A 20,824-nucleotide genomic window follows, 5' to 3' on the forward strand; every position below is an offset into this window, starting at 1 on the left:
GCAGCCGGCGGCGGCGCCTGGGGGGCCGGGGAATCCGATGCCGGCGCCTGGGGCGGCGCCACCGCCGGCTGCTGGCCCGGGAGGTGCTGATTGTTCGGAGGGATCTCGGGGGCGGAGCCGGCCGGGCTCGACGGCGACTGAGCCGGCACCTGGAGCGGGATCGGTGTGAGCCGCTCTTCGGGAATGTCGGGCGGCGGCACCGGCGGCTGACCGTTGATGAGCAGCTGTCCCTTGGCGCTGTCGACCAGCGTGGCCCAACCGCCGTTGCCCAGCGTCGCGCCGATGCTGCAGGCGACCTCGCGGCTTCCGGCCGTCCAGCTGGCCAGTGGGACGGTGGGGTAGATCAGCGTCAACGTGGTGGTGCGCAACTTGACCGGCGCCAGGTAGGCGTCCGTCATCTTGGTGCACTGATCCTTGATGAAGCCGTCCTGGTCGGGCTCCGCCGGCAGCGCGCCGGGGAACTTCTCGGCCAGGTTGACCGTGCCCGTCACCTCCATCGCGTGCGGGGCGGCGCACTCCACCGGGGCGTCGATCGGCTGGTTGGTGGTCGCGTCGATGCCCAGGCAGGTGCCGGCCGGCCAGACCTTGGACTGGTCGACGTCGGCGACCTTGCCCTTGAAGGCCTGTTGCTGATTGTTGGTGCCCGGCAGTTGCAACCCGCACAGCATGCGGCGCTCGCCGGACTGGCGCCAGGCCCGGTCCCCGGGCCACAGCAGGCTGACGGTGAACTTGCTGTTGGGATCGAACTTGGGGCCCAGGTAGTTGCGCACCGCGACCTCACACTGCTCCTGGGTGATCTGCTGGATGCGAGCGGGCGACGGGGGAGCGGCGTTGGGGCCGTACTCGGAGCCCGGGAACGTCCGCATGTCGATCGATTCGGCGACCTCGAACTTGTGGTCATCGGCGCAGTTGACGATCTTCGCCGACTCCGGGGTGGCGTCCGGCCACATCAGGCAGTCACCCCCGGAAGCCTTGTTGAAGGCGGCGTCGCTCCTGGTTCCGGTGGTCGGCACCGGGTTCCCGTCGAGATACCCGGACAACCGGCCCTGCCCGGTGCCGCCGATCGGCAGCGCGGTGACCAGGCCGGCAATCAGCAGGGCACCCAGCGCGGTGAGCAGCAGGGCGCGCCTGGTCGCCTGCGCGTGCAGACTCCGCGGCCACCGGAAGCCGGTGGGCGGCTGTTCCGGCGTGGCGGTGGGGGCCTCGGGGGCCTCCGTCTCGGGCGCTTGCGACATCGGCTCCATTCTGACAGCAGCGCTCGCCGTGGCGTGACAAAAGTTACTGATGTGAGTCCTGGGATGAGCCCGGGTGGACGCTCTGCCATCGGCCCGGAGGCGAAAAAGTAGTGTCAGGGCCGTGATCGACCTGAAGTTGCTCCGGGAAGACCCCGACGCCGTGCGCCGCTCCCAGCTCAGCCGTGGGGAGGATCCGGCGCTGGTCGACGCGCTGCTGCAGGCCGACACCGCGCGCCGGGCGGCGATCTCGTCGGCCGATGCGCTGCGCGCGGAACAGAAATCCGCCAGCAAGAGCGTCGGCGCCGCGTCCCCCGAGGAGCGCCCGGCCAGGCTGGCCCGCGCCAAGGAGCTGGCCGAGCAGGTCAAGGCCGCCGAAGCCGAGCAGGCCGAGGCCGAGGCAGCGTTCACCGCGGCGCACATGGCGATCTCCAACGTCGTGATCGAGGGGGTGCCCGCCGGCGGGGAAGACGACTACCGCGTGCTCGACGTCGTGGGCGAGCCCGCCGCGATCGACCACCCGAAAGACCACCTCGAGCTCGGCGAATCCCTCGGGCTCATCGACATGCAGCGCGGCGCCAAGGTGTCCGGCTCGCGCTTCTACTTCCTGACCGGCCGGGGCGCGCTGCTGCAGCTGGGGCTGCTGCAGCTCGCGCTGCGTCTGGCCGTCGACAACGGCTTCATCCCGATGATTCCGCCGGTGCTGGTGCGCCCCGAGGTGATGGCCGGCACCGGTTTCCTGGGCGCCCACGCCGACGAGATCTACCGGGTGGAGGCCGACGACCTCTACCTGGTCGGCACCTCCGAGGTGCCGCTGGCCGGCTACCACGCCGACGAGATCCTGGACCTGTCCGGCGGCCCGCTGCGCTACGCGGGCTGGTCGTCGTGCTTCCGGCGGGAGGCGGGCAGCTACGGCAAGGACACCCGCGGCATCATCCGGGTACACCAGTTCGACAAGGTCGAGGGGTTCGTCTACTGCACCCCCGCCGAGGCCGAGGCCGAACACGAACGGCTGCTCGGCTGGCAACGCGAGATGCTGGCCCGCATCGGGGTGCCGTATCGGGTGATCGACGTCGCCGCGGGTGACCTCGGGTCGTCGGCCGCCCGCAAGTTCGACTGTGAGGCCTGGGTTCCGACCCAGGGCACCTACCGCGAGCTGACGTCGACGTCGAACTGCACGACCTTCCAGGCACGCCGGCTGTCCACCCGCTACCGCGACGAGGGCGGCAAGCCGCAGACCGCGGCGACGCTCAACGGCACGCTGGGCACCACCCGGTGGCTGGTCGCCATCCTGGAAAACCACCAGCAGCCCGACGGCAGCGTGCGGGTGCCCGACGCGCTGGTGCCGTTCGTCGGCACCGAGCTGCTCGAGCCCGTCGGCTAACCGGCCTTCGTCACCGACCGGCCCGGGGTGTGCCCGAACGCCCGCCGATAGGTGTCGATGAAGGCACTCGCTGTGGCCCAACCGCATTCGGACGCCACCGAGGTGACGTCGCGGCGCTCGGCGAGCAGCGCCAGGGCGCGCTGCAGCCGCAGCTGGGTGCGCCACTGCGGAAACGTCATCGCCAGCTCGTCGCGGAACAGGCGGCTCAAGGTGCGCTGGCCCACGCCGACCCGATGACCGATCTGCTGCAACGTCAACGGTTCGCGCAGGTGGTCGGCGATCAGCGCGCACGCTTGCCGCAACCGGCCATCGACCGGAGTGGGAATCCACAGTGGCTCAACGGCGCTGATGGTCTGCAACTGGTCGTGCAGCACGGCCAGCATCCGGTGGTGCTCGGCGGTGTCGGTTGCGCCGGTTTGGGAGCAGGCGATGATGAGTTCGCGCATCAGCGGGTTGACCGCCAGCACGGCCGGTGCCGTGGGGCCGCGGCGATAGCGGCCGGGGTCCAGCGCGACACCGTGAAACTGCGTGTGGCCGTGGAACTTGTGTTGATGCCAGCAGCCCGCCGGTATCCAGATGGCCCGATTCGCCGGTGTGATCCAGGTGCCCGCCGGTGTGGTGACCGAGACCGCGCCCGACGACGGGTAGACGATCTGGTGCAGCGGGTGCCGGTGCCGCTCGATCCGGGCTCCCGGCGGCAGCGCCTGTGCCGACGTCGCCGGCCCGTGATGGCTGATTCCCGACATATCACGGCAGATTATCGGAAGTCCGCAACGCGCTACTCACCTAGCGTGGGTGATATGGCGATGAACCTGGTGCACCGGCGCCGGTGCAGTTCGGCGGGCTGGGAGAAGGCCGTCGCCGAGCAGCTGCTCCCGTGGGCATTGGAAGGCGTCGAATTGGGCGCGCGGACATTGGAAATCGGCCCCGGCTACGGGGCCACGCTTCGCGCGCTCGTCGAGCGCACCGCCTCGCTCACCGCGGTGGAGGCCGACGCCGCGATGGCCGACCGCTTGCGACACCGCTACGGCGAACGCGCCCGCGTCATCCACGGCGACGGCACCGACACCGGGCTGCCCGCCGACCACTTCACGTCCGTGGTGTGCTTCACGATGCTGCACCACGTTCCCGGCGCCGAGTCGCAGGACCGGCTGCTCGCCGAGGCGTTCCGGGTGCTGCGACCGGGCGGGGTCTTCGCCGGCAGCGACGGCGTTCCATCGCTGTCGTTCCGGCTGCTCCACCTCGCCGACACCTACAACCCGATCGCGCCGAAGGACCTCCCGGGGCGGCTCGAGGCCGCGGGATTCACCGAGATCCGCTCGGGCGTCAGCGGCCGTCGTCAGCGGTGGCGGGCCACCAAACCGGTGGGCCGGGCGACGGGCTAGGCGTCCACCGTCTCGCGGGCCTGTTGGTGCCGGCGCTGCCGCTCCATGGTTGCGAAGTAGAACGCGAACCCGAACGTGAAGCTGGTGAAAAGGCTGGACACGAAGTACAGCCACGGGCGCTTCAAACCGCGGCGGTAGCCGTCCACGATGGTGAACAGCGGCAACAGAATGACATTCGCGATCGTGTAATCCTGGCTGGCGGAATCCGCGGCGGGATTGGTGAACATCAGCCGGATGTATTCGGCCCAGCTGCCGTGCTCGCCCCACAACGGATTGGTGGACCCGTGCGAGTACTGCTGGACGTAGGTGATGTTGAAGTACCAACCCAGGGCTACCGAGGCGATGCCGATGACGTAGTACAGGCATTCCAGCGGTGTGAACAGCGGCCCGGCGGCCGGCCGGGCGAACACCTTCGAGTTCGAGGCGACGATCCAGCTGATGACACCGAACCCGAGCACTGCATGCACAAGAAGCGAGACCATGGGCGCAGTCTCACCCCGGACCCAAAGTTTTGTCAATACTGACAAAAGGCGGTTGGGGTACCTTACTTGCATGGTCCGGCCGGCGCAGACGGTGCGCAGCGAGCGCACGCGAGAGGCGTTGGTCCAGGCCGCCATGGTCCGGTTTCTCGCCCAGGGCGTCGAGGAGACGTCGGCCGAGCAGATCGCCGCGGACGCCGGGGTGTCGCTGCGGACGTTCTACCGCCACTTCAAGTCCAAGCACGATCTGTTGTTTGCCGACTACACCGGGCTGAACTGGTTTCGGTCCGCGCTGGACGCCCGGCCCGCCGATGAGCCGATCATCGATTCGGTGCAGTCGGCGATCTTCTCGTTCCCGTATGACGTTGAGGCCGTGACGAAAATCGCCGCGCTGCGGGGCGGCGAGCTCGACCCCGGCCGCATCGTGCGGCACATGCAGGAAGTCCAGGCCGACTTCGCGGGTGTCATCCAGGCGCAGCTGCATAGGCGTAGCTGCAGGGTGGGCGGGACGCTGGACGGGCGGCTGCGGGCCGCGGTGATCGCGCGCTGCATCGCGGCGGGTGTTTTCGGTGCGATGGAGTTCTGGATGCTCGGCGACGATCGGTCGCTGGGCGAGCTGGCGCGGATGTGTCACGCGGCGCTGGAATCGCTGCGCGCGGGGATCACCGACGCCTGGAACACCGACGACGGATAAGAGTTTCGTCATAATTGACAAAACTTCGGCGCCGTGTCAGCCTCCTGTCGTGGAGGGCAGGAACATGACACGGTATGACGCGATAGTTATCGGTGCGGGACACAACGGCCTGGCGGCGGCGGTGCTGCTGCAGAAGGCCGGCTTGCGGACAGTGTGCCTGGATTCCAAGCTCTATGCCGGCGGGATGGCGTCCACGGTGGAGCTTTTCGACGGGTATCGGTTCGAGATCGCCGGTTCGGTGCAGTTCCCCACCTCGAAGGTGGTGGTCGACGAGCTCGGCCTGGACACCCTGCCGACGCTCGACCTGGACGTGATGTCGGTGGCGGTGCGCGGCATCGGTGACGACCCGCTGATCCAGTACAGCGACCCCGTCAAGCTGTTCACCCACCTCAACGAGGTGCACGGGGCGGACGCGGTCAACGGGATGGCGGGGCTGATGGCCTGGAGCCAGGCGCCGACGCGCGCGTTGGGCCGGTTCGAGGCGGGGACGCAACCCAAGACTTACGACGAGATGTATGCCTGTGCTACAAACGAATTCGAGCGCTCGGCCATCGACGACATGCTGTTCGGGTCGGTCACCGACGTGTTGGACCGCTACCTACCCGACCGCGAGAAGCACGGCGCGCTGCGCGGCTCGATGACCGTTCTGGCCGTCAACACCCTCTATCGCGGGCCCGAAACCCCGGGCAGCGCGGCCGCGCTGGCCTTCGGGCTGGGCGTCCCCGACGGGGACACCATGCAGATGAAGAAGCTGCGTGGCGGCATCGGGGCGCTCACCTCGCACCTCGGCGAGCTGCTGGAGAGCCACGGCGGCGAAGTGCGGCTGCGGACCAAGGTGACCGAGATCGTGGTCACCGACGGGCGAGTCACCGGGGTGCGCACCGAGGGCGGCGAGGAGTTGACCGCTCCGATCGTCGTCTCCGGCGTCGCGCCCGACATCACCCTCAACGAGCTGATCGACCCGGCCTTGCTGCCCGGCGACATCCGGGCGCGGTACGCCCGGACCGACCACCGCGGCAGCTACCTGCAGATGCACTTCGCGCTCGAGGAGGCCCCGGAGTTCGCCGCGCCCTACCAGGCGCTCAACGATCCGGCCATGCAGGCGTCGATCGGCCTGTTCTGCACGCCGGAGGAGGTCCAGCAGCAGTGGGAGGACGCCCGGCGCGGCATCGTGCCGGCCGACCCGACCGTCGTGTTGCAGATCCCCACCCAGAACGACCCCGACCTGGCGCCCGCGGGCAAACACGCGGCCTCGGCGTTCGCGTTGTGGTTCCCGATCGAGGGCGGCGCGGACTACGGCGACGCGAAGGTCGAAATGGGCCAACGGGTGATCGACAAGATCACCCGGTTGGCGCCGAACTTCGAGCGCAGCATCATCCGGCACACCACCTTCACGCCCAAGCACATGGGTGTGATGTTCGGCGCCCCCGGGGGCGACTACTGCCACGGACTACTCAACCCCGACCAGATCGGGCCGAACCGGCCCGGGCCGAAAGGCTTCCGCGGCCAGCCGATACCGGTCGAGGGCCTGTACCTGGGCAGCGCGGGCTGCCACGGCGGACCGGGCATCACGTTCATCCCGGGCTACAACGCCGCCCTGCAGGCGCTCGCCGACCGCAACGCCTGACGGTCCGCCCCGGCGCCCTCAGCGCCAGGCCGCACAAAGCGCCCCACAGCGACGCGGGCTAGGCTACCCACGAACCCCAGCACCGCCGGTGTTCGGCGGATCCCGCCGACACGCAGTCAGCTGCCGTTCTCCACGCAGGGCCGTCGGTGCTGAAGCACGGGAGGTAGCAGTGCGGATCGGCCCATTGGATGTCTCCACGGTCGACGACTGGGCGCCGGCGCCCGGCACGTTGTTGTCGTGGCACCCGTCGCCGGCCGCGCGGGAGAGGGCCCTCGCGGCACCGGCGAGCGCCGTGCCGCCCAGCTACGTGCAGGCCCGGCACTTACGGAGCCTGTGCGAACAGGCCGCGCGCGGCCTGGACCATTCGCGGCTGTTGATCGCTTCGGTCGAGGTGCCGGGCCGCTGCGACCTGCGGGCCATGACCTACGTCATCAACGCCCACCTGCGCAGGCACGAGACCTACCGCAGCTGGTTCGAGTACCGCGACGCCGACCACATCGTGCGGCACACCCTCGCCGACCCCGCCGACATCGAGTTCGTCCCCACCGAGCACGGCGAGATGACCAGCGCGCAACTGCGCGACCACATCGTGTCCACCCCCGATTCGCTGCAGTGGGATTGCTTCAGCTTCGGGGTGATTCAACGCCCGGACCGCTTCACCTTCTACGCCAGCATCGACCACCTGCACGCCGACGGGCAGTTCGTCGGGATGGGACTCCTGGAGTTTCAGACGATGTACGCCGAGCTGACCGCGGGAAATCCGCCGGTCGAACTGGCGCCGGCGGGCAGCTATGCCGACTACTGCCTGCGGCAGCGCGACTACACCGAGGCCCTGACCGTCGACTCGCCCGAGGTGCGCGCGTGGATCGACTTCGCCGAACTCAACGACGGGACGTTCCCCGCGTTCCCGCTTCCCCTCGGCGACCCCGCCGCGCCCTACGCCGGTGACCTGCTGGGCGCGACGCTGCTGGACGAGGAACAGACGCATCGATTCGAGACCGCCTGTGTGGCGGCCGGTGCCCGATTCGTCGGCGGCATGTTCGCCTGCCTGGCTCTCGCCGTTCACGAGTTGACCGGCGCCGGAACGTATTTCGCTATCACGCCGAAAGACACCCGCAGCACTCAGGAGGACTTGACGACGCAGGGTTGGTTCACCGGACAGATCCCGATCGCCGTTCCCGTCGCCGGATCGTCGTTCAACGCCATGGCGCGAAGCGCCCAGGCGTCCTTCGATTCGGGCGCGGACCTGGCGCGGGTGCCCTTCGAGCGGGTCGTGGAACTCGATCCGTCGCTGCGCAGGCCCCCGCCGCTGTTCTCGCTGGTGAATTTCTTTGACGCGCAAGCCAGCCCGCTGTCGATGATGACCAAGCTGTTCGAGGGACTGACCGTCGGCGCGCACAGTGACGGCAGGGTCACCTACCCGCTCAGCACCATGGTGGGGCGGTTCGACGAGACGGCTGCGAGCGTGCTGTTCCCCGATCACCCCGTGGCCCGAAATAGCGTCAGCCGTTACCTGGGTGCCCTAAAATCCGTGTGCGTCCGCATCGCCGACGGCGGGGCGGCCGACGGTGCGCGTAACGTCGCCGGGCTGGACCGGCAGGCGGCGTACTGACGCTTGGCGAAGAATGCGGTTTTCCATGTCACTAGCGAAGACTGACCGGGACGACCCGGTGGGCGTCTTCCCCCGCCTCGGGCGCCTGGCCGCGCGAAGGCCGTGGCTGGTGATCGGCGTCTGGATCGCGCTCGCGGGAGTCCTTGCGCTGACCGCGCCGTCGCTGGAAGAGATCTCCCAGCAACACCCGGTCGCCATCTTGCCGTCCGACGCGCCGGTGCTGACCGCCACCCGCACCATGAACGCCGCGTTCGGCGAGGCGGGACTGCAGAGCATCGCCGTGGTGGTGCTCAGCGACGCCAAGGGCCTGAGCGCGGCCGACGAAGCCACCTACCGCAAACTCACCGAAGCCCTGCGCCGGGACACCCGAGACGTGGCGATGCTGCAGGACTTCTTGACCACGCCGCCGCTGCGTGAGCTGATGACCAGCAAGGACCACCAGGCGTGGATGCTGCCCGTCGGCCTGCCCGGCGACCTGGGTTCCCCCCAGTCCAAGCAGGCGTACGCGCGAGTGGCCGACACCGTGCGGCGGACCGTGGCCGGATCCACGCTGACGGCCAACCTGACCGGGCCCGCGGCCACCGTCGCCGACCTGAACGTCACCGGCCAGCGGGACAGGACGCGGATCGAGCTCGCGATCGTCGTGCTGCTGTTCGTCATTCTGCTGGTCATCTACCGGAACCCGGTCACGATGGTGTTGCCGTTGCTGACCATCGGCATGTCCGCGGTGGTGGCCCAGCGGTTGGTGGCCCTGGTCGGATTGGCCGGCCTGGGCATCGCCAACCAGACGGTCATCTTCATGAGCGGCATGATGGTGGGCGCGGGAACGGATTACGCCGTCTTCCTGATCAGCCGCTATCACGACTACGTGCGCCAGGGCGTCGACTCCGACCAGGCGGTCCTCAAGGCGCTGGCCTCCATCGGCAAGGTGATCGCGGCGTCGGCGGCCACCGTCGCGGTCACGTTCATGGGGATGATCTTCACCCAGTTGGGAATCCTGCGAACCGTCGGGCCGGTGCTGGGCATCTCAGTGGCCGTCGTGTTCTTCGCCGCCATCACGCTGCTGCCCGCCCTGCTCGTGCTCGCCGGGCGCCGCGGTTGGATCGCGCCGCGCGGCGATCTCAGCCGCCGCTTCTGGCGGCGGTCCGGCATCAACATCGTGCGGCGGCCCAAAGCGCACCTGCTGGCCAGCGCGCTGGTGCTGGTGATCCTGGCCGGGTGCGCGGGCCTGGCCCGGTACAACTACGACGACCGCAAGGCCCTGCCGGGCAACGTGGAAAGTTCGGTGGGCTACGCCGCGCTGGAAAAGCACTTCCCGGCCAACCTGATCGTCCCCGAGTACCTGTTCATCTCCTCGCCGCAGGACCTGCGCACGGCCAGGGCGCTGGCCGACCTCGAGCAGATGGCGCAACGGGTCAGCCAGGTGCCCGGCGTCGCCATGGTCAGGGGCATCACCCGGCCCACCGGGCAATCCCTGGAGCAGGCCAAAACCTCGTGGCAGGCCGGCGCGGTCGGCGACCAGCTGGACGCGGGCTCCAAGCAGATCGTCGACCACACCGGTGATCTCGACCGGCTGGCGGGTGGCGCGAACGTGATGGCGGGCAAGCTCGGCGACGTGCGGACCCAGGTCAACCAGGCCGTGTCCGCGGTCGGCGGCATGGTCGACGCGCTGGCGGCCCTGCAGAACATCTTCGGCGGAAATCGGGCGCTGGCCGAACTCGATGGCGCCGAACGGCTGGTCAACGGCATGCGTTCGCTCGGCGATGCGATCGGCGCGAACGCCAACTTCGTTGCCGACAACTCTGACTGGGCCAACCCGGTGCTGGCGGCGCTCGACAACAGCCAGATGTGCAGCGCCGAGCCGGGCTGCGTCAACGCGCGCGACGAGCTGCAGCGGCTGGTGACGGCGCGCGACGACGGGACGCTGGGCAAGATTTCGGAGCTGGCCCGCCAGTTGCGGGCGACGCAGGCCATGCAGACCCTCGCGGCGACGGTCTCCGGGTTGCGCCGGGCATTGTCCGCCGTCGTCGGCGCGATGGGCTCGTTGGGGATGGGCAGCCCGGGCGGCATGCGGGCGAAGATCACCTTCCTGCAGCAGGGCACCAACACTCTCGCCGACGGCAGCCGCCAATTGGCCGACGGCGTGCAGCAATTGGTCGACCAGGTCAAGAAGATGGGCTTCGGGATGGGCGAGGCATCCGCGTTCCTGCTGTCGATGAAGAAAGAGGCGACGACGCCGGCGATGGCCGGCTTCTACATTCCCGCGCAAGCGCTGTCGTACGCCACCGGTGAGGGCGGCAAGCCGGGGGCGTTGCCCGGCGAAGTGCGGGGCCTGCTCGGGGGCATGACCGCCGACCAGCTGAAAAAGCTTGCCGGCGCGTTTGTTTCGTCCGACGGACACGCGATGCGGTACTTGATCCAGACCAATCTCGATCCGTTCAGCACCGCGGCGATGGACCAGGTCAACGCGATCAGGGCCGCCGCGCAAGGCGCCCAGCCGAATACCACGCTGGCCGATGCCAAGGTATCGGTGGTGGGGTTGCCCGTCGTGCTCGAGGAGACGCGCGACTACTACGACCACGATCTGCGATTCATCATCGCGATGACCATCTGCGTGGTGCTGCTGATCCTGATCGCCTTGCTACGCGCGGTGGTCGCGCCGCTGTATCTGATCGGGACGGTGATCGTCTCGTACCTGTCGGCCATCGGCATAGGCGTCATCGTCTTCCAGCTGATCTTGGGCCAAGAAATGCATTGGAGCGTGCCCGGTTTGACGTTCGTCATCCTGGTGGCGGTCGGGGCCGACTACAACATGCTGCTGATCTCGCGGCTGCGGGAGGAATCCGCATCGGGAATGCGCTCGGGTGTCATCCGAACCGTGTCCTCGACCGGCGGAGTGATCACCGCGGCGGGTCTGATCATGGCCGCATCGATGTACGGCCTGGTCTTCGCGAGCCTGTCCACCGTGGTCCAGGGCGGCTTCGTGCTGGGCACCGGTCTGCTGCTGGACACGTTCCTGCTGCGGACGGTGACGGTGCCCGCGATCGCCGTTCTGGTCGGGCGGGCGAACTGGTGGCGGCCGCCGCTGTGGGCGGGTGCGAGGCGGTGGGCGCAGCGGTGGCACCGCGAACCGGTCAGACGCAAGCCGCTGCTGCCCGACGCCGAGAAGTCACCGGCGTGGATGGCCGAGCAGCTGGTCGGCTTCTCGCCGCACGAGGGGCTCAGGCTCTAGCCGGCCCTACTTCTTGGCTTTGAGCACCACGCGCACGAGTTTGGGCAACAGGCCCTTGCCGCCCCGGCCGAGTCCCGGTCCCGGCGCGACGTTTCGGGCCAGGTTTGCCACCGCGAACGAGTTGGTGGCCAGGTTGATACCCGCGGTCGCACCGCGGACGGGCCAGACGGCGGCGGAGATCGCCGTCGGGATGTGGGCGACGCCGTTGATCATCTGCACCGGGTTGTGCGCCGGGCCCGGGTCGTAGGCCCTGTCGATCAGCGGCCGCAGCGCCGCGTCGATCGGGCCGACCGCCTCGGGCGGCATGCCCGCCCCGTCGACCAGCGCCCGGGCCAGCGGCAGTTCGGGATTCCGGATGAAATACGTCGTCGAGGTGGCGCCCAGGCTATTGGTCGTCCTCTTGACGTCCCAGGGTGCGACGCGGGACGGGTCGGAGAACGCCGTGGCGGTATGGCCGTAATATCCCCCGGCCGCGACGGCGTTCAGGTCGGCCAGCAGGTTGCCGGGGTGGTTGGGCGGGTCGGAGAACGGGTCGTACTGGCCCACGATGCTGATCGTGTCGTACTGGCTCTCCACCGGAGCCGGGACCGTGTAGTCGATGATCGGCACGTGCGTCCCCGGCCCGAACGCCTTGTAGAGCAGGTTGTTGGGGTTGCCGGCTTTGATGAACGTCAGCTGGTCCGGCGGCGGTGCGGTCGGATCGTGCGCCAGGCGCGCCTGCTCGCGGTCGAGCGCCAGCGAGCCCTGCGACAGGCCGGCCACCGAGATGGGCCCCTGGGTGTTGCGGATGGCGGCGTCGAGGTTGTTCGCACCGGTGTTCACGGAGCTGTTGACGGTCGGCGAATCCAGGCCGGTGACCGGCCAGAAGCTGCCGGGGTAGGGCACGATGCGCCGGACGGCCGCGGGACTGTAATAGTTCTGGTCGATCTGCGGCTGCATCGCGGGATCGAAGTGATACAGCGATCTGAGCGGCCCGTACGGAGAGGGTGCCGTGCCCGGCACTATCAGAGCGGTGTCGGCGTCGGCGACGCCGTCATCGAAAATCGTTGCGCACGTCAGCATTCCCACGGCAAAGGCCCCGGCGAGCAGTTTATTCACGAACTCCCCTCGGACCTGTCGGTAGAGCTATAGCAGGGATGCTACCCCGCGCCGGCGCCGGTCAGCCCGAGCACCAGCATGAAACAGCCTCCGGCCGCGACCAGGACGGCGACGTCGCGGTGGCCGCGGGAGCGCAGCCAGGTTTGCAGCGCGGCCATCAAGGCCCGCGTTTTCTGCGGGGCTGCGAGGTAGCCGATCAGCGGGATCTCGGCCACGGTGAACGCCACCAGGTTGAAGGCCAGCAGGGCCTGAACCTGTGCGACCGGAGCGGCGTGCGAGGCCAGGATGGCCGCCATCGAGCCCATGTAGTTCGCCGACGGCAACGACGCGCCCATCCCGCTGACCGCTGCGACGCTGAGGGAGTCGCCGCCCAGGAACACGCGGGCGCGCTCGGCCAGCCGCTTCCGGGCGCTCGGTGCCTCCCGCTGAAGCAGCACGACGCCCCCACCGCCATCGCCGCTCGCCGCGGCGGGGCGGACGAGGTTGCGCAGCGACCAACGCGTGGCCAAGACGACGGCGATCAGCAAAGCGACCGCCCCGGATGCGATCTGGACCTGCGGCACGCTCAGGTGGCCCACGACCGGCGCTGCCCTGAGCACGAAGAGCACCACCAGACCCGCTCCGACCCCCAAGGCGAAGCCGCCACACAAGAAGACCAGCAGCTGCAAAAGCGGGCGCCGCCTGCTGAGGAGGAGGATCACCAAGCCGAGCCGTATCGGTTCGAAGATCACCGAGCCGGCCAATACCAGCACGGTGATCCACATGCTGGGCAACCGTACCGGACGCGGCCGGGCCCCGTCGGGTAACCCATCCGGCCGAAACCGTCGGCCGCTGATCACGCACCGACGGCGAATCTCGGCGTCTTGCGTTCAGCTGGACGTCATTCAGGCGTAACGCTCCCGAGGGGCTTCACAGTGCGGGTTCAGCCAAAGCGGTTATGCTGAGGATTCCGCAGCTCCATTGCGGCTGGAGAAATCCTGGGGGCGGCCGGGCCTTTCCGTTCGGTGCCCGCCGTTATTTGGTGTCCACCAAGGGATTTCGTGGCGGAGCCGACCACGTCCGGCCGCGGGCAGCGGCGGGCGCGGCTCCGTGGCGGCAGCGCGGACCGTAAGTTGCCTGAAGCATCGCTTTGCGGGGCCGCTCAGCCTGGGGCGATGCCGAGCCGAATAGTGCGGAGGTGCAGGGGATTCAGTGTTTGGCATAACGACACTTCGGGACTGGACACCGCAAGCAAACCCCGTCATCTGCTGGCATGCCTCCGCCGCGGCGAAGGCGAAAGCCGCAGAAGCACCGGTCAGCCCGGTGCCGCCCAGCTATCAGCAAACGCAACATCTTCGGCGCTACAGCGATCACGCGGCGCGGGGCCTGGACATGTCGCGCCTGATGATCTTCACCTGGGACGTCCCGGGCCGCTGCGACGTCCGCGCGATGAGTTACGCGATCAACGCGCACATTCGTCGACACGACACCTACCACAGCTGGTTCGAGTACCGCGATGCGAACCACATCGTGCGGCACACGATCGCCGACCCCGCCGACATCGAACTCGAGCCGATCGACCATGGGCCACTGACCCCGGAAGAGCTGCGCGACCACATCTCCACCCCACAACCGCTGCAGTGGGACTGCTTCTTCTTCGGCGTGGTGCAGAGCGATGACCGCTTCACCTTCTTTGCGAGCATCGCCCACCTGTGCGTCGACCCGATGATCGTCGGCGTCCTCTTCACCGAAATCCATCTGATGTACGCGGCCCTGGTCGGCGGCGACGCCCCCGTCGAACTCCCGGAGGCCGGCCGGTACGGCGACTACTGCGTCCGGCAGCGGGAGGAGATGGACGCGTTGACGGCCGATTCTCCCGAGGTGCGGGCGTGGATCGAGTTCGCCGCCGGCAACGGTGGAACGCTGCCCTACTTTCCGCTGTCCCTCGGCGACCTCTCGGTGCCCTACGCCGGAAAGCTCGTCACCGAGACGTTGCTGGACGAGCGGCAGACGGAGCGGTTCGAGCGGGCCTGCGTCGCCGCGGGCGCTCGCTTCAGCGGCGGGGTGTTCGGCTGCGCCGGCCTCACTCACCGTCAATTGACCGGCGCCGACGCGTTTTCCGTGGTGACCACCACCGACACCCGCAGGACGCCGACGGAATTGATGACGACCGGCTGGTTCACCGGCTTGGTCCCGGTCACGGTCGGTGTGGGCGCGGGTCTTTTCGAGGACGCGGCGCACTCGGCGCAGACGTCGTTCGATTCGGGCATCGAACTCGCGATCGTCCCGTTCGACCGGGTGCTGGAGCTGGCGCCCCCGGAAGCCGGGCTGAGCAGGCCACGGCCCGGCAACTTCGTGATGTCGTTCCTGGACGCGAGCATCGCCCCCCTGTCCTCGGTTGCCAACTCGGACTTGAACTTTCGGATCTACGACGAGGGCAGGGTCTCCCATCAGGTCTCCCTGTGGGTGATTCGCCTTCAGCACGAGACCAAGGTGACGGTGCTCTTCCCCGACAACCCGGTCGCCCGAGAGTCGGTGGGCCGGTACATCGAGGCCATGAGGTCGGCATACGTCCGGGTTGCCGACGGCAGAAGCAGCCAGGCGGTCGCGCACTCGCGCGCGCCGCTAACCGCGCTGACTTAGCAACTCGTCCAAAAGTGCGGTGAACTCCTCCGGCCGTGCCGGTGTGAAGGCCGGGCTGGGCCGAATCCCCGGCACGTCCAACGTGACCAACGTCGATTTGAACGGCCTGCCGACGTCCAGCGGCAGCCAGCGCCGGAAGTCGGAGCTGCCCCAGATCCGGAATCGTTGCGTGAACAGCCCCAGCCCCTCGGCCTTGTACCCCCGGACCTTGTTCAGCGCGATGACTTTCGACGTGCCGGACGGAAAGTGATAGCGGCGCAACGTGATCGCCGCACGGTCCAGTTGGATCAGGCCGTCGTCGTAAGACTGGCCGCTCATGCCCGCGAACTTCGCAACTGGTGGCCCCGCGCGGTCAGGCAGTGCCCGTCGTCCAATCGCCACTGCCAGCCGTGCAGGTTGCAGGTCAACGTGTTTCCCTCGACCACACCGAATTTCGACAGGTCAGCCTTCAGGTGCGGGCAGCGGCGCTGGATCTCCCAGCCCTCCAGCGTGACCGACGACGAATCGTCATGCGTCTCGGCGAACCAGCCGTCGGCGTAGGCGATCCGCTCGTCGGTCAGACACTTGAAGAAGGTGTACAGGTATTCGTTGTAGCCGCCGACGCGCCACGCCCGGAAGCGGGTGGACAAGAAGATGGTGTTGACCCAGTCCGGTTCCCGATCGCGCAGCACGGTGCGGACCAACTCCGGGGCGACCGCGAACCCGTAGCGGCACTTCTCGTCGGGAATGCGTTCGCGCACAGCACGCTTCGGGAAGTCGAGGACGACGGTCTCCGGGCCGATCACGAGTTCGACGGGATAGCCGATGCCGTCGCAGATCTCGTCGCTCTGCGACATGATCGGCTCGAACAGCGCACGCAGCGGCTCGAGCAGTGGCTCTCCGGTGGCGGGCGCCCAGCTCGCCCGTTCCGCGGCCACGACGGGAGCCATCCGCTCGGCGTAGTCGGCGATGTAGGCCTGTTTCCCGGTGGTGAAGATCGCCTCGACCTGGTCGTCGGGCAGTGGGTGGCGCAGCGAATTCAAGGCGGTGCCGGCGAAGTCCGCGGTGGAGCCGGGAATCATCAGCAGGCCGCCGTCGTGCCCGTGGCTGCGCATCTGGTCGAGGAACACCATCTGGTCCGGAAAGATGTTGGCCGCATCGCCGTGGTCGTCGTTGAGATGACGCAGCTCCGGGTCCAGGAAGCACGGCGGGCCGGCCGACGGGATGACCCACGTGGCGCCCACCTGCGCGATGTACTGGCGGGCCCGGTCCATCTGCCGCTGCCGCTTTTGGACACCGAACGACTCCTTGGCGCGGGCCGGCATGTCGTAGACCATCGGGTACCAGATCGCGCCGGAGTACTGCAGCATGTGCACGTCGATGCGCCCGAATGCGGATCCCAACACGTCCAGGTCGACCGGCCGGGCGTCGTTCATGTTGAAAGCCGTTGTCTCCCCGTCGGAAACCACCAGCGCCGAGTCGCCGAGCGGGCCATCGGCCGGCGCGCGCAGGGCGATGATCATGACGTCGAGGTCGCCCTTCGGGCCGCTGACCCGGTGCTTGACCGAATTGGTGGTCTCGAAGAACCGGTGGAAACCGAGCTCTTGCAACGCGTTCCGCAAGTCCGGCACCGGAAAGTCGGGCAGCAGGACGACCGCGTCCTTGTTGACGTGTTCGGCCAGATTCTTGGGGTCGAAGTGATCCTTGTGCAGGTGCGAGACATACAGGTAGTCGCAGTCGCCCAGCCCGTCCCAGTCCAGCGCGCTGTTGTCCGGGAAGGGGAACCACGACGCGAAGTACGCCGGATTGACCCAGGGGTCGCAGAGGATGCGGCCTGCGGGGGTCTCGATGAGAAACCCGGCGTGACCTACGCTGGTGACCTGCACAAACACCTTCCTGGGGTCCGTGACGGCCGATGGCCGGGTAACGGTTTTCCAGCCCCCGAGCTTAGCGCGAGGCGGCATGGTCGGCCCGTCCCACGCCTCGGTGGAACTCGATGCGTCCGGGCCCGGCTCCACGCCGGGGACGCGACGCAACCCGGCTTCAGGCACTCCGCCTCGCCGGCAACGTCCGCGACGCCGGCGCCGGCGACCGTGACGGACCCGGCGCCCGAGTGTTCATCGCCGTTGCGGGCCGTCATGAGCCCGGGTTCGCCGGCCCCGACGACGGCCACCGCCCCGGTGGCGGCAAACCGGCGGAGGACCGCAGGCGTCGGAACGGGGAACGTCGGGGAGGCCAACGGTCGGCCTCTTTCCGGCACTTGGGGTGGCTCACAGCCGGGAGCACTAGGCTGAACAGCTGTGGAACCGGTATACGGGACTGTCATTCAGCTCGCCCGCTTGGTCTGGCGCGTACAGGGTCTCAAGATCACCGTCGTGGGCGTCGAAAACCTGCCCAAGAACGGCGGTGCGGTCATCGCCATCAACCACACCGGCTACCTCGACTTCACGTTCGCGGGTCTGCCCGTCTACCAGCAGGGTCTGGGCCGCAAGGTGCGGTTCATGGCCAAGCAGGAGGTGTTCGACCACAAGATCACCGGGCCGATCATGCGGAGCCTGCGGCATATCTCCGTGAACCGGCAGGACGGGGCCGCGTCCTACGAGGAGGCGGTCAGGAATCTCAAGGACGGTGAGCTGGTCGGGGTCTATCCGGAAGCCACCATCAGCCGCAGCTTCGAGATCAAGGAATTCAAGTCCGGGGCCGCCCGGATGGCGGTCGAGGCCGGGGTGCCGATCGTTCCGGTGATCGTCTGGGGTGCGCAGCGCGTCTGGACCAAGGGGCACCCCAAGAAGTTGCTGCGCCCGAAGGTGCCCATCATCGTGATCGTCGGTGAGCCGATCGAACCGACGCTGGGGGTCGAGGAGCTGAAAGGGCTGCTGCACTCGCGGATGCAACACCTGTTGGAGCGGGCCCAGGAAATGTACGGGCCGCATCCGGCCGGGGAGTTCTGGGTGCCGCGCCGGCTGGGCGGCAGTGCCCCGTCGCTGGCCGAAGCCGCCCGGATGGACGCCGAGGAGGCGGCCGCTCGCGCGGCGCGGCGCGCCCGACCCGCGGGAGCGCCGGAGTAGCCAGCGATGGTGGAGCCGACCTTCCGCACGCTCGAGATTCTGGCTCGGCTGTCGGTTCTGGCCACCGGCACCCGAATCTCTTACGGCGGCGAGGAGAACATCCCGGATACCGGCGGCGCCGTGATCGCGATCAACCACACCAGCTATGTCGACTTTCTGCCGGCCGCGCTGGCCGTGCATCGGCGGCGGCGCCGGCTCAGGTTCATGATCAAGGCCGAGATGCAGCAGGTGAAGATCGTCAACTTCCTGATCAGGCACACCCGGACCATCCCGGTGGACCGGGGTGCGGGGGCCGGCGCGTACGCGGTGGCCGTGCAGCGGCTGCGCGAGGGTGAGCTGGTCGGCGTGTATCCCGAGGCCACGATCAGCCGCAGCTTCGAGCTCAAGGAGTTCAAGACGGGCGCCGCCCGCATGGCCATCGAAGCGGACGTCCCGATCGTTCCGGTGATCGTCTGGGGTGCACACCGGATCTGGACCAAAGACCACCCGCGGGCGCTGGGCCGCGCCAAGGTACCCATTAGTGTGCAGGTGGGGGCGCCGGTGCTGGCGGCCGAAGACATCGCGCGGACCGACGCCGCGCTGCGCGAAGCGATGACCGAGCTGCTGCACCAGGCGCAACGGGGTTACCCGCACGAGCCCGGGGCGTACTGGACGCCCCGCCGGCTGGGCGGAGGTGCACCGACCGTGGCGGAGGCTGCCCGGATGGAGGCAGACGAGGCCGCGGCACGGGCCGCGGGCCGCAGTGGGCGGCCGTCGCGGTAGGCGAAGGAGAATGCATGCCCGAGGGGTTTTACCGGCTGTGCGAGTGGATCGTGCCGCCGATGGTCGCGATGCAGGGGACGACGTTCACCTATCGCGGCCTGGAGAACATTCCCGACCGCGGCGGCGCCCTGCTGGCCCAGAACCACACCAGCTACCTCGACTGGCTGCCGACGCTGCTCGCCGTGCGGGAACGGCGCCGGCGCGCGTATTTCATGATCAAGGCGGAGATGGCCGACGTGAAGGCGGTCAACTACGTGATCAACCACGCTCGGCTGATCCCGGTGGACCGCAGGGCCGGGCACGACGCGCTCGAGGTCGCCGCGCAGCGTTTGCGGCAGGGCGAGCTCATCGGGATGCATCCCGAAGCCACCATCAGCCGCAGCTTCGAGCTCCGGGAGTTCAAGACCGGCGCGGCCCGGATGGCGCTGGACGCGCAGGTGCCGATCGTTCCGATCATCGTCTGGGGTGCCCACCGGATTTGGCCCAAGGATCATCCGAAGAAGGTGTGGCGCAACAAGATTCCGATCACCGTCGCCGCGGGGCGGCCGCTGCCGCCGGACGGCACGCCCGAGCAGCTGAACGCGGCGCTGCGCGGCGCGATGAACGCGTTGCTGTACCGCGTGCAGGAGGAGTACCCGCACCCCGAAGGCGAGTTCTGGGTGCCGCGGCGGCTCGGCGGCGCCGCGCCCACCCAGGAGGATTCGCGGGCGATCCGCCTGTCGGAGTTGCAGGCGCGGATGCAGAAATTCGGCACCGACGGCGTGACGCGTCCGGGACAGAACCAGAGCGGCGTCCATTGATCAGACCGGCGAGCGGTGAAGGCGGACCGTCACGATGACCCTGCCGGCGCTCATAGCCTGCGACGTCGACGGCACCCTGTTCGACGACAACGAGACCATCACTCCGCGCACCCGCGACGCCGTGCGCGCGGCCGTCGCCGCCGGCGCGACCTTCGTCGTGGCGACCGGCCGGCCGCCGCGGTGGATACGCCCCGTCGTCGACGCGCTCGGTTTCGCGCCGATCGCGGTGTGCGCCAACGGTGCCGTCATCTACGACCCCGCGGCCGACCGGGTGGTGTCGACGCGCACGCTGCCGGTCGACACCCTGGCGGAACTGGCGGAGCTCGCGACGCGCGTCATCCCCGGCGCCGGCCTCGCCGTGGAGCGGATCGGCGAGCGCGCCCACGATACGGCGACGCCGCAGTTCGTCAGCTCGCCCGGCTACGAGCACGCCTGGCTGAACCCCGACAACACCGAGGTCTCGATCGAAGACCTGCTCAGCGCGCCGGCGATCAAGCTGCTGATCCGCCGCAGCGGGGCCCGCAGCGCCGACATGGCGGCCGAACTGGCCAAGCATGTCGGCCTCGAGGGCGACATCACCTACTCCACCAACAACGGCCTGGTGGAGATCGTGCCGCTGGGCACCAGCAAGGCCACCGGGGTGGATGAAATCGCCAGGCCCCTGCAGATCACCAGCGAGGAGGTGGTGGCGTTCGGCGACATGCCCAACGACCTGCCGATGCTGCGCTGGGCCGGTCATGGGGTGGCGATGGGCAACGCCCATCCCGAGGTGCTCGCCGCGGCGGACGAGGTCACCGCCGCCAACAACGACGACGGGGTGGGCCGGGTGCTGGAGCGCTGGTGGCTTTGA

General features: G+C 68.7%; 18 protein-coding genes. 11 read left to right on the forward strand and 7 right to left on the reverse strand.

Translation table 11 applies throughout. The annotated features are described in order from the left end of the window. A partial coding sequence (locus AWC03_RS20005) for a septum formation family protein (protein ID WP_420845684.1) occupies positions 1-1,235 on the reverse strand: 1,235 nt, incomplete at its 3' end. Between the two features lie 121 nt (positions 1,236-1,356). Between AWC03_RS20005 and serS the strand changes: the two genes are divergently transcribed. Beyond that, the gene (gene serS / locus AWC03_RS20010; protein ID WP_085242459.1) at positions 1,357-2,616 is read left to right on the forward strand and encodes a serine--tRNA ligase; all 1,260 of its coding nucleotides are present in this window, start codon (positions 1,357-1,359) and stop codon (positions 2,614-2,616) included. Here the strand turns inward: serS and AWC03_RS20015 are convergent. After that, complete coding sequence (locus tag AWC03_RS20015) at positions 2,613-3,362, reverse strand: AraC family transcriptional regulator (RefSeq protein WP_085242460.1); 750 nt, start codon at positions 3,360-3,362, stop codon at positions 2,613-2,615. The genes serS and AWC03_RS20015 overlap by 4 nt on opposite strands. Positions 3,363-3,416: 54 nt before the next feature. On the opposite strand from AWC03_RS20015, the gene AWC03_RS20020 reads away from it, so the two are divergent. Then, positions 3,417-4,001, forward strand: a complete 585-nt coding sequence (locus tag AWC03_RS20020; RefSeq protein WP_085242461.1) for a class I SAM-dependent methyltransferase — start codon at positions 3,417-3,419, stop codon at positions 3,999-4,001. On the opposite strand, the gene AWC03_RS20025 is transcribed toward AWC03_RS20020, so the two are convergent. Then, positions 3,998-4,483, reverse strand: a complete 486-nt coding sequence (locus AWC03_RS20025; RefSeq protein ID WP_085242462.1) for a DUF2834 domain-containing protein — start codon at positions 4,481-4,483, stop codon at positions 3,998-4,000. The genes AWC03_RS20020 and AWC03_RS20025 overlap by 4 nt on opposite strands. A 70-nt stretch (positions 4,484-4,553) precedes the next feature. Between AWC03_RS20025 and AWC03_RS20030 the strand changes: the two genes are divergently transcribed. From AWC03_RS20030 to AWC03_RS20045, 4 genes are all read left to right on the forward strand, one after another. Further along, entirely contained in the window at positions 4,554-5,174 is a 621-nt protein-coding gene (locus AWC03_RS20030; protein WP_085242463.1) for a TetR/AcrR family transcriptional regulator, read from the forward strand. 64 nt (positions 5,175-5,238) lie between these two features. After that, positions 5,239-6,801, forward strand: a complete 1,563-nt coding sequence (locus AWC03_RS20035) for a phytoene desaturase family protein (RefSeq protein WP_085242542.1) — start codon at positions 5,239-5,241, stop codon at positions 6,799-6,801. Between the two features lie 169 nt (positions 6,802-6,970). After that, positions 6,971-8,413 carry a condensation domain-containing protein gene (locus AWC03_RS20040; RefSeq protein WP_085242464.1) on the forward strand — a complete coding sequence of 481 codons (1,443 nt, stop codon included), beginning with the start codon at positions 6,971-6,973 and terminating at the stop codon, positions 8,411-8,413. Between the two features lie 13 nt (positions 8,414-8,426). Then, complete coding sequence (locus AWC03_RS20045; RefSeq protein WP_142278445.1) at positions 8,427-11,645, forward strand: MMPL/RND family transporter; 3,219 nt, start codon at positions 8,427-8,429, stop codon at positions 11,643-11,645. A 6-nt stretch (positions 11,646-11,651) separates the two neighbouring features. On the opposite strand, the gene AWC03_RS20050 is transcribed toward AWC03_RS20045, so the two are convergent. Beyond that, on the reverse strand, positions 11,652-12,743 hold the full coding sequence (locus AWC03_RS20050; protein ID WP_085242465.1) for a PE-PPE domain-containing protein: 1,092 nt from the start codon (positions 12,741-12,743) through the stop codon (positions 11,652-11,654). 41 nt (positions 12,744-12,784) lie between these two features. Further along, positions 12,785-13,507 (reverse strand): GAP family protein, encoded by a 723-nt coding sequence (locus AWC03_RS20055; RefSeq protein ID WP_085242466.1) that lies wholly within the window; start codon positions 13,505-13,507, stop codon positions 12,785-12,787. A 427-nt stretch (positions 13,508-13,934) separates the two neighbouring features. Here AWC03_RS20055 and AWC03_RS20060 point away from each other — a divergent pair, with 427 nt between their 5' ends. Then, positions 13,935-15,365, forward strand: coding sequence for a condensation domain-containing protein (locus tag AWC03_RS20060; protein ID WP_085242467.1), 1,431 nt, complete (start codon positions 13,935-13,937; stop codon positions 15,363-15,365). Here AWC03_RS20060 and AWC03_RS20065 read toward each other — a convergent pair. Together AWC03_RS20065 and AWC03_RS20070 are read right to left on the reverse strand one after the other, a co-directional pair. After that, a complete protein-coding gene (locus AWC03_RS20065) occupies positions 15,348-15,683 on the reverse strand; it encodes a hypothetical protein (RefSeq protein ID WP_085242468.1) in 336 nt (111 codons plus the stop codon). The genes AWC03_RS20060 and AWC03_RS20065 overlap by 18 nt on opposite strands. After that, positions 15,680-17,230, reverse strand: a complete 1,551-nt coding sequence (locus AWC03_RS20070; RefSeq protein WP_085242544.1) for an MBL fold metallo-hydrolase — start codon at positions 17,228-17,230, stop codon at positions 15,680-15,682. Before AWC03_RS20070 ends, AWC03_RS20065 begins: the two co-directional genes overlap by 4 nt. A 414-nt stretch (positions 17,231-17,644) precedes the next feature. On the opposite strand from AWC03_RS20070, the gene AWC03_RS20075 reads away from it, so the two are divergent. Genes AWC03_RS20075 through AWC03_RS20090 form a run of 4 tightly spaced genes read left to right on the forward strand, consistent with a single transcriptional unit; the run spans position 17,645 to position 20,824 of the window. Continuing rightward, positions 17,645-18,412 (forward strand): lysophospholipid acyltransferase family protein, encoded by a 768-nt coding sequence (locus AWC03_RS20075; RefSeq protein WP_085242469.1) that lies wholly within the window; start codon positions 17,645-17,647, stop codon positions 18,410-18,412. Positions 18,413-18,418: 6 nt separating this feature from the next. Next, positions 18,419-19,174: a lysophospholipid acyltransferase family protein gene (locus AWC03_RS20080; RefSeq protein WP_085242470.1), complete on the forward strand. Its 756-nt coding sequence runs from the start codon at positions 18,419-18,421 to the stop codon at positions 19,172-19,174. 14 nt (positions 19,175-19,188) lie between these two features. Beyond that, a complete protein-coding gene (locus tag AWC03_RS20085; protein WP_085242471.1) occupies positions 19,189-19,974 on the forward strand; it encodes a lysophospholipid acyltransferase family protein in 786 nt (261 codons plus the stop codon). A 34-nt stretch (positions 19,975-20,008) separates the two neighbouring features. After that, positions 20,009-20,824, forward strand: a complete 816-nt coding sequence (locus tag AWC03_RS20090; RefSeq protein WP_085242472.1) for a Cof-type HAD-IIB family hydrolase — start codon at positions 20,009-20,011, stop codon at positions 20,822-20,824.

It is taken from the genome of Mycobacterium europaeum, from assembly GCF_002102155.1.
GTDB classification, from domain to species: domain Bacteria; phylum Actinomycetota; class Actinomycetes; order Mycobacteriales; family Mycobacteriaceae; genus Mycobacterium; species Mycobacterium europaeum.